The sequence below is a fragment of the Paenibacillus sp. J31R122 genome (assembly GCF_056269185.1).
On record NZ_JBWDNM010000017.1, the window covers coordinates 37,596 to 52,329 of the forward strand.

Below are 14,734 nucleotides of genomic sequence, written 5' to 3' on the forward strand. Positions count from 1 at the left end.
TCAATGAAAAAAATAAACTTGTTTAAACACGAGACGAGCTACTTTCTCATGCTGCTTCCCGCACTTGTCATCTATTGTGTGTTTTTTATATTACCTACGCTTAAAACCTCCTGGTATAGCTTTACCAATTGGTCAGATGTTGTCCCTGTAGATGTTAAATTCGTTGGGTTAGCCAACTATATATCACTGTTTAAGGATACTGTCTATTTAGACGGTATTACGAATACGCTCATTTACGCTTTTTTTACAATGATAGGACAAAATGTTTTGGCCATTCCTTTAGCGGTTATATTGCATAAAAACTTAAGAACGAAAAATCTACTGCGCGCCGCCTTCTTCCTTCCTGCGGTGTTCAGTGTATTAGTTATAGGTTTCCTTTGGAATTTCATGTATTCACCATCTGACTTTGGATTAATCAATCAGTTTGTAGAAGCGCTTGGATTTAGACGTATTAATTTCCTTGGTGATCAACACCTCGCGATTTACTCCGTTATTTTTACGCAAATATGGCAGTGGGTCGGATATACGATGGTTATTTATTTAGCTAATATGCAAAGTATTTCAATTGATTACTACGAAGCTGCGAAGATTGATGGCGCTAGTGGAGGTCAAGCTTTTAGATACATTACATTACCACTGCTGCTTCCAGCCATTACATTTAGTACGGTTACCGGCATGATTAGTGGCTTGAAGGTATTTGATATTATATACGCACTAACGGGTGGTGGGCCAGGGCATTCTACCGAAACGATTGTATCGCTCATGCTGAAAAAAGGGCTCAGTGAAGGGTTTTATAGCTATGGGGCTGCTTTTGGTATTGTCTTCGTCATTATAGTAGCGATTATTACTGCTGTTCATATGGGTATCATTAGACTGTGGGAGAGGCGGTGAACATGATCAAACGAGGTAGAAGAGACATTTTCCTGGAAGTGATCATGATCGTCGTAGCTGCGATCTTTTTGATTCCCATTTACTATCTAATAGTAACGACTTTTAAAACACCAGATGAAGCAGTTGCGCATCCAATGGGTTTGCCTATGGATATTACGTTGGATAATTATATTCGCGCCTTCAAAGCAATGAACTATCTTCAAGCTCTTACTAACAATCTGATTATTACGGTAACTTCGGTTATCAGTATTATCGTTTTCTCTTCAATGGCTGCATATAGTCTCGCAAGACGGAAAAACCACATCAATCGAATGGTGTTTCTACTCTTCATGGTGGGGATGATGGTTCCTTACCAGATGGGAATATTGGCTTTATATAAATTGGTTAGTCAAATGGATTTAATGAATACACGAACTGGCGTCATTCTGATCGAAATATGCTATAGCATACCGTTCTCAATCTTCTTGTTTCGTGGATTTATAGTATCTACCGTTCCTATAGAGTTGGAAGAAGCAGCTAGAGTCGATGGCAGCGGAGTTTGGCGGGTATATTGGCAAATCGTATTTCCATTGTTAACTCCAGTTGTTGCAACAGTAGCCATACTAAATGCCTTAGCTACATGGAACGATTTCATGACACCGCTATTGTTCTTGCAATCTAGAGAGAAGGGGGTGCTTCTACTGGAGGTATTCCGGAACATCGGACAATTTTCGGTGGATTGGACGAACTTCTTCCCGATGATGTTCCTTGCTGTTGCGCCGCTGGTTCTATTCTATATTTTTATGCAAAAATATATCATTCAAGGTATCACAGCGGGTTCTGTTAAGGGATAAAGGGAACATGGAGCGATTCTTCTAATTTGAAGAATCGTTTTTTTATTTCAACGTATGTAAAGAGGGGAGGAATGTGTTTTGAGTGGATTTTGTACATTCAAACAGCTTAAATTCCATATATAAATGAGTTTGAATGGAAAAGATACAGTCAAATAGGTCGTTAGAAGCTTTTTATCTGTGTAACAGGTGATTAGCCTGAATGAAATACAGTCAAAGGTAAATACATCGGTAGCGTCAAGAAGTTTGTGTAAGCGGTAGAAGTATCTTATCGGGTATACTTTAGTGGTTACAGGTGGGGGGAACCCTCACCTGGCAATCCGGTTACTACTCTTCTTGAGTTTCCACAGTGGGGTAGCGTTCTTCAAACATCTCGGTTAATTCCTTTTTGACCTCGGGAACGCCAAATCCTCGGATGACCCGGTCCGCAAAGCGTTCGTTATACTCCATGACATTGAGGTAGACAATCTTCTCTGCGGCGTCCATATTTGTGAGACTGTTCATCGGTTTCAGACGTTTTCGAATCTCCTTATTCATGCGCTCAATGGGATTGGACGTGTAGATAGATTCTTTAATTAACGCTGGGTACTTGTAGAACGTTAGCAATGTCGGTAACTGTTCTTCCCACATACCCATATCTTTCGGGTAGAGTTTGCCCCACTTGTTCTTCACCGTATCATACGCAGCCCGTGCCAGGTCTTCGTCACTAGTGGTGTAAATGGTCTTTAGATCTTCAATGACTTCCGTCTTGTGCTGAACTCGAATTTTAGGAAACGTGGAGCGTACTTTATGTACGATACAATGCTGTACATCGGCCTTGGGATACGTTTCTTTAAACGCCGTATCCAGCCCCGGCAGACCGTCAAACACACCGAGCAAGACTTCCTGTGCCACTCGGTTGTAGAGGTCTTTCAGCACATCCCGCCAACCATTTGCGCTCTCTTGTCCACCCACATAGAAGCCAAGGATTTGACGGTGTCCGTCTTCATCGATCCCCATAGCGAAATAGATAACCTCACCGCTGACCGTGCCGCGTTTGAGCTTTACATAGAGCCCATCTAGGTAGATGACGGAGTAGCGTTTAGAGAGCGGACGCGTCTGCCAATTTTGGATGTCTTCTAGCACAGTAGCGGTAATGTTGCTGATGGTCGTGGGCGAGTAGTGGCTACCAAACATGCTTTCAATGAATCGAGCTACGTCTCGCGCACCCATTCCACTTTTATACATCTGGATTTCCGCCTCTTCCAGCCAACCATCCCGCCGTTGATACGGCTCAAAGACTTGGGTTTGAAAGGCTCCCTTTCGGTCACGGGGGACTTCCAGATCCTCTAAGTTTCCATACTTGGTGTGCAGATTACGTGTGTAGTATCCGTTACGGCTGTTGTTCTGGCCTGCCTCTTCATTCGCCATGAACTGCTGAATTTCAGCTCTCTTGATAGATTCAAGATTGTCTTTCACGAATTGGGTGACAAGATTTTCAAATAGATTATTCATTAGGTTTTCGGGTACAATATTCATCGAGTAGGGTTCCTCCTTGGTGATCTCAGTAATTCCGAGGATACCCTACTTTTTTGTGTTTTGAATAGACTCCAAAACTTGGTACACAGACTATTGTACGTCACCATTGTCTACAGCGAGTGCCAAATAGACGTTACAAAACACTCCTAAAAGTGCTGTTTTCCATGACAAAGAGAATTACAACTCACAAATTCGCTTACGGGACTTATTTTAACGTCCCTGGCAATCGCTGTTTCTTGATTTCCATTGCACTTATTTATGAAGAAATTTATTCACCGCTAATAAGGTCGTCATACTTATGCAAGATTTTTTTCCAATCAGGATTTTGTAGTTCGCAACCGTTAAATAACTCGTTAAGCCTATCGTTAATTCTTTGATTTATTATTTTATTACGTTGCAAATGGATATCCAATGCAACTAGTAATATTTTTGCTAAATCCAACGTTTCAACTTTGATTGATATTAGATCTTCAGGAAAGAATTTTATCAACATATTGAACGCTGAATTGACATCCTCTTTTGAGTACATTAAATCGTAGAGAATTTCAAATTTTTTTGCGAAGTCGGTACTTTCGATTATTCTAAAAAAAGCAGGATCGGATCCCTTAGCATTCGGTGTTCCAACAAAAAGTGTATTTCCACCCATATCTGTTACCATGAATCTTCTATCTTCTGCCAAATCTTTCAATTTTGATATTCTGGGTATACCAGAACGGGGGATTTTTCCGATATTTTCTTTTAATCCTGAAGTGAACTCATCATATACACGACTTACATCATCAACTAATAGATAGCACATATTTGGGTTTTCATTAGGCAATGTTCTTTTGCTTCCATAAAAATGGATCTCAAGTTCACCATACTTCACAACCGCATATGGACTAGGACGATTGGTAATTTGAATTATTTTAAACCCCAAATACTCATAAAAGGCAACCTGCTCCTTTATTGATTGACACGGTAGCATAGGTATGATTTTATTCAGTAGAATTCAACTCCTGTCGAAAATTTATCTTAAAATCCAATAGTATAACATTCATGCAAATGATAAGGTTTAAGTCCATTTTCTATTGTGTTAAAGTTAGAAACATACAAATACCCGTCGTATACTTTAATAATAAATTATAGGTTGTAAGGAATGGGATTGAGATGAAAGGTATTGAGATAGCAAAAAAATTGAATATAAGCACAAGTGCATTAAGGCACTATGAGTCGTGGGGACTTATTCCTGAGATTAAGAGAGCTTCAAATGGGTATCGCATCTACACAATGGAACATGAGGCATACTTTCAATGTATTCGTGCTCTGATTCCTGGGTTTGGCATGGATTTGGTTCGAGCAATCATGCCGCTAATCATAAAGGGGGGGAAACTTGATATTTTATGGAAAATTAATAAAGCACAAGTGAACCTCCATGCTGAAAAGGAAACTGTACTAAGAGCAATTGAAATGATTGATTTGATAGAAAATGCAGAAATTCCAAGGTACCTTAGTAAGAGTGCATTTACGATTGGAGAGGTAGCCCAAATAGCTAATGTATCCACTTCTTCAATTCGGCATTGGGAAAAAGAAGGATTAATAAAACCTGATCGCCAAAAAGAAAGTGGATTCCGTATTTATTATCGAACCGATATTCGCAAGGTGCTTATAATCCGAACCGTTCAAAGGGTAGCCTACTCCTTGGATATTGTTCGAGAAGTATTGATAGGGCTTGATAACAACGATGTTTCACAAGCAAAAGAAATTGCTTATCAATCCCTTCAATACATTGATTATGCATTAGTTGAACAAGTGCGAGGTATCGCAAATTTGCAAAATCTTTTTGACGTTTTATCAAACAGGTAACACGTTCGTTGCCGATGCGTCGAGCGATATTCAGATATCCATACCTGATTATTATTGAAGGTTATACCAATGTTATTGTGTTATCCAGAATGCCTTAACTTGAAGCGGATGTAGGTGTGCAGAACGGTTAAAAAGTGAAAGGGGCAGAAGGTGCCCCTGGATTAAATCATCTCTATATGAGATCCTCGTCGAAAGATGGGGATCTTTTTTATGTTTTACTTTCACCATCAGGTGATTTGTTCTTATAAGTTTTTGTAACAATGGCTTGATAAAAAAGGAATTTAAATAAAAAGAGCGAAGAATAATTAATACATCAAATGGATTAATAAAAAAGGTGATATGGCATATTGCTCTTTCTTTCCTATTGGCCGGACTTCTGAAAGGTGGTGATGAACAGGCAATTTTAACTTATCGAGTTTTGATTAACGTAATTGCATCCAGAATCGAGGCGAAATGAATAGAAGAGGAGATGAAGGGATTAATGGCAGCAAAAAGATGGAAGTATCATTTGTCTCTTTTGTTAACGGCAGTCATGCTTGGGGTTTCTTTGCTTCCAATAGGTTATGCTGCAGCTGATACGTCTGGGGTACAGAGCTCTGATACACCTCCAAAATTGCTCATAACAGAACTTGTTCCTGAATCCACGAATGTTGGCGATGAGGACGCCTACGAATATGTAGAGGTGTACAACAATACCGATCAGCCGATCAACTTTGGAGATTATATGATTGTTTACCGGTACCCGGGAGCCCCAGACGATGATCTACACTGGAGGCCTTACGCATCAGTTATTATACCTCCGCAGCAAACATTAGTGCTTTGGGGGATGACAACAGCAGATACGCCAAACCGGACAGTCGGCGAATTCAATGCGAACTACGGTACAAATCTTGTCGAGAATGTAAACATTATCCGGATCCCCAGCGGGATGAATGACTTGCGTGAGCGCACGATTGCGGTAGCGACCAGCACGGGGCAGGATATTGTGACAGCCAGCTATAACAAAGGTGTCGTGGATACGAAGCCGAATATGGGCATTATCTATACTATTCCAGACACTGGGAGTCTCGAGATGAATCTGCTGAGTTCTAAGGTAGTGCGGGGAACACCGGGCAGTCTCGAACCTGGACAAGCACCGGCACAGCCTGTTTCGATTCAAACGGACTTCGTTGCGCCGACCGTCCGGAATATGACGAGCACAGCCGCGCCTGACTTAAACCATCCGATCGAATTCGTTGCGGAAGCAAATGATGACCGATTGCTTACATCGGTTGTGCTTCATTATAAAAAGGCCGGGGATCAGGTCTATAAGTATTCCCATATTGCCAAGGGCAAGGACGGATTGTTCCGACATTCTCTGGACTTTACGGAATGGTACGGCAGCACGAAGATAGACTATTTCTTCAGGGTATCCGACGGTACGAATGTGACGGAGACAAGCTATGTGCAGCTATCACTTCTAGGAGAGCAAAACGTACCGGCGTTGAATCTAAAAGACGGTGACGTCATATCCGGAGAGAAGGTTGTCGTTGCTTCGGGCAATGGCATTTCGCCGAATAACCTAACGTTATCCATCGAAGGCGCCGGAACGAAAATGGGCTTAGCCGGTCTAGCTTATTTTACGTTTGAAGCCAGTGGTATTAATGCCGGTCAAAATGCGATTACGGTTGATGGGGACATTGTGCAAATCATCCCGCATAACATGACCGGCTATGTAACGGTTCAAATACCGGTCAGTCCGGATCTATTTAAGTATGGGCAAGTGAACACCATAACCGTTCAGGCTGGATCGACTAATCGGCCTTATTACGAGGAAGCTCCAGAGACGCTGGATCTGGATGACTATAATATCCGCAATGTACGGCTTATTTTAGCAGACGGTACAGTGCTGCGGGACCCGCAATACGCGCCTGCGACTAATTTTGATATGGGGGATGACGGCAGGTTCTTGCCAATCGTCAATTTCAACTACGACATTCCAGAGAGTGGGTGGGTGGAGACGTCAGGTATCGAGAAGGCGATGGACAAGCCTTCGTACTTCGTCTTTGAAGCTAATGGAATTGACAACGGGAGGAATTATCTGACAGTTGGCCGTGAGGAGATAAGCATGATTCCGCTTGGCACGACGAACTACACAACGATTGCTGTTCCGGTCAGGCCGGAGCTGTTCCGTTCGACATCGCCGAATCGCATCGCCATCCGGGCGGGCTCGGTGAACAGAGCCTACTACGAGCATGCGCCGGAGGGCGGCCTGGATGACTTCGATATCCGCAACGTTCGGCTTGTGCTTGCTGACGGCACAGAGCTGAGGGACCCTAAGTATGCGAGTCCAACGCTTAAATTTGATATGGGGGATAACGGTCGCTTCCTGCCGATTGTTTATTTCGAGTTTGCTATACCGGAAGATAAGTGGAATGCGGTCTCCTATCGTTGGGATACGACAGAAGCTGCGGATGGACCGAGTCAAGTGACGCTGGCGTCAGCGGATGGCCAGAGTGTTGTCGCTAATGTACTCGTAGACAATAATGGTCCGGTCATTACGAGCAATATGACAGAGGGCCAGTCATACAAGGGCAGTTTCATGATAACTGCGGAGGCCAATGATGCTGTATCGACAATCTCAACGTTCAAGGTAACTTTGGATGGGGCTGCAATTCAAGTCCCCTATTCGGCATCTTCAGCTGTTCTGGATGCAGGGGGGCATGTGCTGAATATGAAAGCGACAGATGCAGCGGGACAGACTATGGAGAAAACAGTCCATTTCGTTACGCCAGAGGAACAACCGTATAAACCGGTACCGGAAGCACCTGCAAATGGAACGACAGATGCCGATACGGATGCCGTGCTGCAGGTGAAGGTTCAGGACCCTGCAGGTGATTCCATGCAAGTCACCTTCTACCAAGGGAAGCGGATTAGCGCAGGAAGTGAAGCCGTAACAGCCTATGCCAATGCTATAGACAGGGAGCCGCCGCTTACGCTCGTTACCCCGGGCGACGCGCTTCTGTCAGAAAGCGAGAAAGCTAAACTAGCCGTTTCTGACAATGAGTACGTAACAATAGATGCAACCCAACAATTCCCTTATCAAAGGTTCGAGGTGGAAGTTGGTCCCGATGTTGGAGCGGGTGATCTTATCGAGCTCTATTGGGAAGGACACTCACTTGAAGGCCGGAAAGTAAGCCTGTACGCCTGGAACTATCGGTCGGGAGAATGGAAGCCGCTCGCATCGATGGTTGCCCTTTCAGAGGAGGACTTCACATTGGCTGCTTCCGTACCAGCCGCTGAATATGTTAGCAACGGCCGGGTTCAAGTGCTTATTCAGGACCTGATTCCGGGACCGGATGATTACGACTATACGTTTGTAGCCATGCCTGATACGCAGCTTTATGCGGAAATTATACCTGAATACTTCCAAGCTCAGGTCGAATGGATTCGAGACAATAAGGAAGCGATGAATATTCGCTACGTGGCGCACGTTGGTGATATCGTTAATTTCTCAGCTAACATGGATCAGTGGGACCGGGCGGATAAGTTCATGAAGGTGCTTGAGGATGCTGACATCCCATACGGAGTAGTAGCCGGGAACCATGATGTATTTGATGGAGGAGCAAACTCGGAACCGGATTACTCGGCGTTTTCACAGTATTTTGGCAAGGCACGCTTCGAGGATAAATCTTTCTATGGTGAATCCTATAAGGACAATCGCGGTCATTACGACTTGATCTCAGCGAGCGGCAATGACTATATTTTCGTCTACATGGGCTGGGGCGTTAATGAGGAAGACATGAACTGGATGAACGAGGTGCTGCAGCAACATCCGGAACGAAAAGCGATACTAGTGTTCCACGAATACATGAAGGCGAATGCGACTCGTTCCGCAACAGGAGAAATGATTTATAACGGCGTAGTTATACCTAACCCGAACGTTGTCATGGTCATTAGCGGCCACTATACCGGCAGTTCGGTAAAAACCGATGCGCTTGACGACAATAACGACGGAACGGCTGATCGCTATGTGCACCAAATTCTTAATGATTACCAAGGAATTGAAGACGGCGTTACCGGCGGCTCCGGCTATTTGAAGCTGTTCCATTTCGATACGGAAACGGGTCAGGTGTACGTCAACACGTATTCGCCTGTACTTGATGATTATAATTACTATGAGCCTCAAAAGGACGAATGGACGCTTAAGATGGACCTTGAGCCTCAAGTAAAACGAGTCGCTACCGATATGCTGGAGGTGCGGATTTATTCGGATGAGGCAATCGGAAGCACCGTTCAAGCTGCAAGCGGGGATACCGTGCAGATGACATGGAGCGGTCTTGCCGGAAGCCAGACCTATTATTGGTACGCGGTTGCAGAAGATGCATTCGGCGGCTTTAAAGCGTCAGAGCTGTCGAGCTTCCGCACACGTCTCGTCGTTCCTGCTCCGACAGGGCTGCAGGCATCTGACATTGATGCGGCAGGAGCATTGGTAAGCTGGAATCCAGTCTTCCCGAGCGACGGCGGAGCGGTGGCTTATCGTATTTCCGTCAATGGTGCTGAAGCTGCGACGGTTACGGAATCCGTTTATGCGGCTGGAGGCCTTGAGCCGGATACGGAGTATCGTTTTAAAGTCATAGCGGTGCATGAATCAGGGGTTGTATCAGCGCCGAGTGAAGAGCTGGTTGTCCGCACACTGATCACCCTTGCTTCGCTTCAAGCAACGCTTGACCAGTTGATCGCTTCAGGCGGGGTGCTAAGTCCGCTTACGAATCAATTGAGCAATTCTCTAAAGCAGGCGGAGTATCATAAGGTGAATGGTCATCATGACCAAGCAGTCAAGAAGCTGGAGGACTTTCTCAAGCATCTGTGGAATGAAGCATTAGCCTCATCTGTGTCTGAGGATGCCAAGCAGCTTTTAGAGGAGAAAACACAAAGACTGATACAGCTATGGAACGGCTGGCAAAATTAGTCGATAAGACAAAACAATCCTCCATGCCAAAGATGCATGGAGGATTGTTGCCAGTATTGCGACCACTCGTTTATAACGATAACGCATCCAGTGGAATTTCGAACACATGCTTTAGTACTAGGCCTGCTGCAAGAAGGGTTTCATCCGGCATCTGCTCCATATACAGAAGTTCAACGCCGCGGCTTGTCATAGGAACGCTTTCCATAAGCGTCGCCTTCAGCTTCGAAACGATATCACTGCCCCAAGAATCTAATACTCTACCTGTCAGCAGCACGCGGTCAGGGTTTAGAAAGGTCACCAAATTGCTGATAGCTAGAGCCAGGGTTTTGATCATTATATCGTGCAAATGAATCATGGACTCGTCGCCTGATCGGACGGCTTGTTGGAAAGCTTCAAGCGATTGCCCAGTATTAAATTGGAGTCCGCTTATGGATAACAACGTCGTCAGGCAGCCTGTTCCTCCGCAATGACATGGATAAGCTTCCGGCCCCGTGAAAGCTTTATAATGACCGAATTCACCTGCAACGAAGGACGATCCGGAGATGAGCCGCGTATCTGAAAAGATCGCCCCGCCGATTCCGTAATCGAATTTCAATGTAATATTGTCTGTGGAACCGCTAAGGCAGCCGTTCATATTTTCATTAACCGCTAATAAATTGGCATCATTCTCAAGATAGACAGGCAGCTCATACTTGTCCTCAAGCAGTGACTTGAGCGGAAGCTGTAAGAAGCCGAGACCTGGCACACGCAGCAGGATGCCCTGCTTCGAATCGGCCAGCCCTTGTACGCTGATCCCGATTCCTTTCGTCTTGGCAAGCTCCGGAACCTGCTCCAGCAGCTCATCAATGACTTCATGCAGCAGCTGAAGCAGGTTGTCTATATTTTTGTACTTATCCACGGAACGATTGGTCAATGATATCCGTTCATTGCGGAAGTTATAGACGCAGCCCCGGATATATTTGCCGGCGATTTCAATGCCTAATGCATAATGGCTGGAGCTGTTGACGGAGAGTGCGACCCGCTTTCTGCCGCTGCCGGCTTCTAATGGCATATGTTCGCCTTCGAAGACGAGACCATCCTCCAGCAGGCGATTGACGATATTGGTTACGGTTTGTTGGCTCAAGCCTGTCTTATGTGCCAGCTCAACGCGCGAAATGGATCCTTCAGAAAATATCAAATAAAGTACCTTTTGCTGGTTGATGGATTTCAGCAGCTTGTTGCTCGTGTTTTTTAAGGCGTGCACGAATTGTACCTCACTTTATTAAATTTTGATTGACAGTATATACAGTTTGTGTAGAATATTAATAAAGTCATTTGATTTATTAATAATACACCTATTATAACCTACTTTAAGAGGAACGTGAATAGCAAATGTGGATAGCTGGAATTGTAATCATCATGTTTGTACTCTGCATTCCACTTGTGTTTGTTTGTTGGATGCATACAGCAAGCCTGAGACGGGGACGCGCCGACGCTCTTATTGTACTCGGTTATCGTTCCGATGACGGCAGTATTCATCCGCTGCTGAAGGAACGGCTCGATACGGCTATAAAGCTCTTCCGTCAATATGATTATTCCTATATGATGCTTTCCGGCGGAGCTGTAGGCTCGGACCGTTCAGAGGCAGAGCTTATGCGGGACTACCTGGTCCAGCAGGGCATTGCTGAAGAGAGGCTGATCTTAGAAATGAAATCGCGCAATACGGTGCAAAATGTAGTCAACTGCAGACAGCTCCTCAGGCAACATGGACTCAGCACGTGCGTACTTGTCTCCAATTCATTTCATATTCGGCGAATGAAGTACATTATGAAGAAGCTTGGCATTTCGGCTATTTTCTATGCCAAAAGGGATATACGCAGTATCCTGACGCTGCAGCTTCGGTTAACCTTCCTCGAGATTCGCGCATTCCGTTTGACACTGCCCTGGGTTGAGAAAGCCTTGAAGACAAATAGCGCGGTCAATCAATAACAGAAAAGAGCAAAATGCCGCTGGTTGATGGAAGTGCAGCCGAGAAGGCTGCTCCTTCTAAAGCAAGGTTTGAAAGCGGATACAAATTGCACGCAATAGATGCTTATAGGAGGTGGGGCTTAGCGGTTGAGAGGGCTGCATATTGGCTATTCGGGAAAACAGTTATTGCAAACAATAAATGAAGTGTCAAAGAAAGGGCGGTTATCACATGAAGACGAGTTGGAAGAAGCTTCTTACCATCGGCTTAACAACAATGATGTCCTTTACGTTGCTCGCAGCCTGCAGCGGCAACAACAGCAATAACAGTAAGAACAACAATAATACAAACACCGGCAGCACAGGAACCGTGGCGCCTGCCAGCAGCACGCCGGCACCGGAAGCTGCAGTATATGAAAACGGATTGCCAAAGGACGAGAAGGTAACGCTGAAGGTCGGTTTCTTTGTAGGCGGTTATGGACGTGATTGGTTTGATTATGCGGTAAAGTCTTTCACAGCGAAGTACCCAAATGTAACGATCGATATTACTGCATCAGCTGACATGAAAACAATCCTCTCCACCAAAATCTCTGCAACCGACGACAAAGATATGTTTGATCTATTCAATACGACCCCATCAGGCGGTATCGTATCGCTCGCCGAAGCAGGAAAGCTTGAGCCTTTGGATGATATCTGGGATTACAAGCTGCCGGATGCACCAGATAAAACGGTGAAGGATCTCATGATGCCGGGGATGTATGAATCATCGACTTTGATTGGCGGAAAGAGTTATGAGTTTGCTACGGCCAGCAGCTTCGGCGGATTGTTCTTTAACAAGAAGCTGTTTGAGGAGCAAGGCTGGAACCAAAATCCTCGCACATGGGATGAATTTAAAGCGCTTCTAGCGGACATTAAAGCTGACGGCATCACTCCGATTACGTTCCCTGGCATTCATCCAAGCTATCATAACTGGGCATTCGGAACAGCCAAAAACTTTGAACTGGCAGATATCAATGGACATGTTGATGAATTTATAGAAAATTATAAAAACTATGGCCTCCCGCAATATACAAATCCAGAAACGGTTGAAACATGGACCAGACTTTATGAGCTGGGTCAACAAGGATATTTTGCTGAAGGACTGCCGGCTTTGAATCATACGCAATCGCAAATGCAGGTTATTCAAGGGCAAGCGGCGATGGTATCGACAGGAACCCACGTAGAAAATGAAATGAAGGAAGCGACGCCGGCTGATTTTAATTGGGGCTACATGGCTGTTCCATTCAGAGACAACACAGACCAGAAACTATGGATTAGAAGCGGAACGACCAACTTCAATTATATCTGGGCGGGCAAGCCGGAATTGAATAAGAAATGGGCAAAAGAGCTGATCGTTTGGGTTTTAACGCTTGAAAATCAACAGTTTGCAGCCGAAAAATCAGGCGCGCTGCCTATGCGTAAGGATTTAGCTGAAGATCCCGCTAAGACGGCTAGTCTCTCCAGCTCGGCTCAATCCGTTCTGAAATACATTGCGGATAATGATGCTCATCCGTATAAAGCAAGCCGTTCCATCAGCATTTCAGATCCAAATCTGGCTCAAGCAGAGAAATTAATGGATGAAAATATAGTCAAATTTGCACTTGGAAAGCAGGATCCGAAACCAATTTTGGAGCAGGCGGAAGAGCTGCTGAAGAAAGCGTTAGAGGCTGAGAAGAAAAAATAAGAGACTGTCGAGCGGAGAGGATACCTCTCCGCTCTCATTACAAACGCTGGTATGATAGGAGTTGACCTCCCGTGTCTGATTCAACTGTAGTGAAAACAACGCAGACCCCCATGCAGAGGCTGGGTCTAGATAAAGCAAGTACGCAAAAGTGGATATTTTTGTTCATTGCGATCGTTCCTCCTTTTGGCGGGTATTTGCTGTTTACGTTATTTCCTAATATTTTATCCGTTTATTATGCGCTGCTTGATTGGGATGGATTTACAAATGCGAAGTTTGTCGGGCTGGCGAATTTCATCACCGCATTCCAGGATAAATATGTATGGCGTGCTCTGGGCCACAATCTTATCTTCATGATAACCGTGCCCTTTTTTGTTATTCTTATTTCGCTGTTACTGGCCTATCTCATTACAAATAAAAACTATTACGAGACCGGCTTCCTGAAGGTATTATTCTTCTTCCCGAATGTGTTGTCCACGGTTGTAGTCGCTCTCTTATGGGCGTTCATCTATGACGGCTCCTACGGCTTATTAAATGGCCTGCTTAAATTCATTGGAATCAACATCGGCAATTTTTATTGGCTCGGCAATGAGAGCACTGCGCTTGCGTCTATTATTCCGGCATGGGTATGGGGCGGTGTTGGCTTGTATGTCATTATTTTTGCTAATGCGATGCTTGCGATTCCAAAGTCATTGTATGAAGCCGCTATTCTTGAAGGAGCCGGGCATATGACCCGCATGTTCAAGATTACGATGCCGCTGGTTACCCCGATAATCCGCGTCAGCGCTTTGTTCCTGGTCGTTGGAACGATGAAAGGTTTCGAGATCATTCTCATTATGACGAATGGGGGGCCATTCGGGTCGACAGATGTTATCGGTCTTTACATGTTTAATTTAGCTTTCGGAGAAGAGTATAGGAACTACGGCTACGCTTCTGCTGTCGGTATGATTCTATTCGTTATATTAGTAACAGCTAAACTGCTGATCGACAAATTCGTGCCGAACAAGGACTACGAGTTTTAGTTTCTATTTGAAG

10 protein-coding genes are annotated in these 14,734 nt (G+C 44.8%); 7 read left to right on the forward strand and 3 right to left on the reverse strand.

The window, feature by feature from the left end; translation table 11 throughout:
* Positions 1-3: 3 nt before the first annotated feature.
* Positions 4-891 (forward strand): carbohydrate ABC transporter permease, encoded by an 888-nt coding sequence (locus AC0YN7_RS24315; RefSeq protein WP_475812608.1) that lies wholly within the window; start codon positions 4-6, stop codon positions 889-891.
* 2 nt (positions 892-893) lie between these two features.
* On the forward strand, positions 894-1,724 hold the full coding sequence (locus AC0YN7_RS24320; RefSeq protein ID WP_475812609.1) for a carbohydrate ABC transporter permease: 831 nt from the start codon (positions 894-896) through the stop codon (positions 1,722-1,724).
* Positions 1,725-2,048: 324 nt separating this feature from the next.
* Here the strand turns inward: AC0YN7_RS24320 and AC0YN7_RS24325 are convergent, their stop codons facing one another.
* A complete protein-coding gene (locus AC0YN7_RS24325; protein WP_475812610.1) occupies positions 2,049-3,239 on the reverse strand; it encodes an IS256 family transposase in 1,191 nt (396 codons plus the stop codon).
* 268 nt (positions 3,240-3,507) lie between these two features.
* Positions 3,508-4,158, reverse strand: a complete 651-nt coding sequence (locus AC0YN7_RS24330; RefSeq protein ID WP_475812611.1) for a VOC family protein — start codon at positions 4,156-4,158, stop codon at positions 3,508-3,510.
* A 230-nt stretch (positions 4,159-4,388) separates the two neighbouring features.
* Between AC0YN7_RS24330 and AC0YN7_RS24335 the strand changes: the two genes are divergently transcribed.
* Both AC0YN7_RS24335 and AC0YN7_RS24340 read left to right on the forward strand, forming a co-directional pair.
* Complete coding sequence (locus AC0YN7_RS24335; protein ID WP_475812612.1) at positions 4,389-5,084, forward strand: MerR family DNA-binding transcriptional regulator; 696 nt, start codon at positions 4,389-4,391, stop codon at positions 5,082-5,084.
* Positions 5,085-5,565: 481 nt separating this feature from the next.
* Entirely contained in the window at positions 5,566-10,035 is a 4,470-nt protein-coding gene (locus tag AC0YN7_RS24340; RefSeq protein WP_475812613.1) for an FIMAH domain-containing protein, read from the forward strand.
* A gap of 70 nt (positions 10,036-10,105) precedes the next feature.
* Here the strand turns inward: AC0YN7_RS24340 and AC0YN7_RS24345 are convergent, their stop codons facing one another.
* Positions 10,106-11,278, reverse strand: a complete 1,173-nt coding sequence (locus tag AC0YN7_RS24345; protein ID WP_475812614.1) for an ROK family protein — start codon at positions 11,276-11,278, stop codon at positions 10,106-10,108.
* A gap of 128 nt (positions 11,279-11,406) precedes the next feature.
* Between AC0YN7_RS24345 and AC0YN7_RS24350 the strand changes: the two genes are divergently transcribed.
* The 3 genes from AC0YN7_RS24350 to AC0YN7_RS24360 all read left to right on the forward strand — a co-directional run bounded on the left by AC0YN7_RS24350 (position 11,407) and on the right by AC0YN7_RS24360 (position 14,721).
* Positions 11,407-12,003: a YdcF family protein gene (locus tag AC0YN7_RS24350; protein ID WP_475812615.1), complete on the forward strand. Its 597-nt coding sequence runs from the start codon at positions 11,407-11,409 to the stop codon at positions 12,001-12,003.
* Between the two features lie 208 nt (positions 12,004-12,211).
* Positions 12,212-13,702, forward strand: coding sequence for an ABC transporter substrate-binding protein (locus AC0YN7_RS24355; RefSeq protein WP_475812616.1), 1,491 nt, complete (start codon positions 12,212-12,214; stop codon positions 13,700-13,702).
* A 71-nt stretch (positions 13,703-13,773) separates the two neighbouring features.
* Positions 13,774-14,721 carry a carbohydrate ABC transporter permease gene (locus AC0YN7_RS24360; RefSeq protein WP_475812617.1) on the forward strand — a complete coding sequence of 316 codons (948 nt, stop codon included), beginning with the start codon at positions 13,774-13,776 and terminating at the stop codon, positions 14,719-14,721.
* Positions 14,722-14,734 lie beyond the last annotated feature (13 nt).

Bases quoted from the DNA above. Each gene is read 5' to 3' on its own strand.
- AC0YN7_RS24315 (WP_475812608.1), top strand. From the start codon at position 4: ATGAAAAAAATAAACTTGTTTAAACACGAGACGAGCTACTTTCTCATG.
- AC0YN7_RS24320 (WP_475812609.1), top strand. From the start codon at position 894: ATGATCAAACGAGGTAGAAGAGACATTTTCCTGGAAGTGATCATGATC.
- AC0YN7_RS24325 (WP_475812610.1), bottom strand. From the start codon at position 3,239: ATGAATATTGTACCCGAAAACCTAATGAATAATCTATTTGAAAATCTT.
- AC0YN7_RS24335 (WP_475812612.1), top strand. From the start codon at position 4,389: ATGAAAGGTATTGAGATAGCAAAAAAATTGAATATAAGCACAAGTGCA.
- AC0YN7_RS24340 (WP_475812613.1), top strand. From the start codon at position 5,566: ATGGCAGCAAAAAGATGGAAGTATCATTTGTCTCTTTTGTTAACGGCA.
- AC0YN7_RS24350 (WP_475812615.1), top strand. From the start codon at position 11,407: ATGTGGATAGCTGGAATTGTAATCATCATGTTTGTACTCTGCATTCCA.
- AC0YN7_RS24355 (WP_475812616.1), top strand. From the start codon at position 12,212: ATGAAGACGAGTTGGAAGAAGCTTCTTACCATCGGCTTAACAACAATG.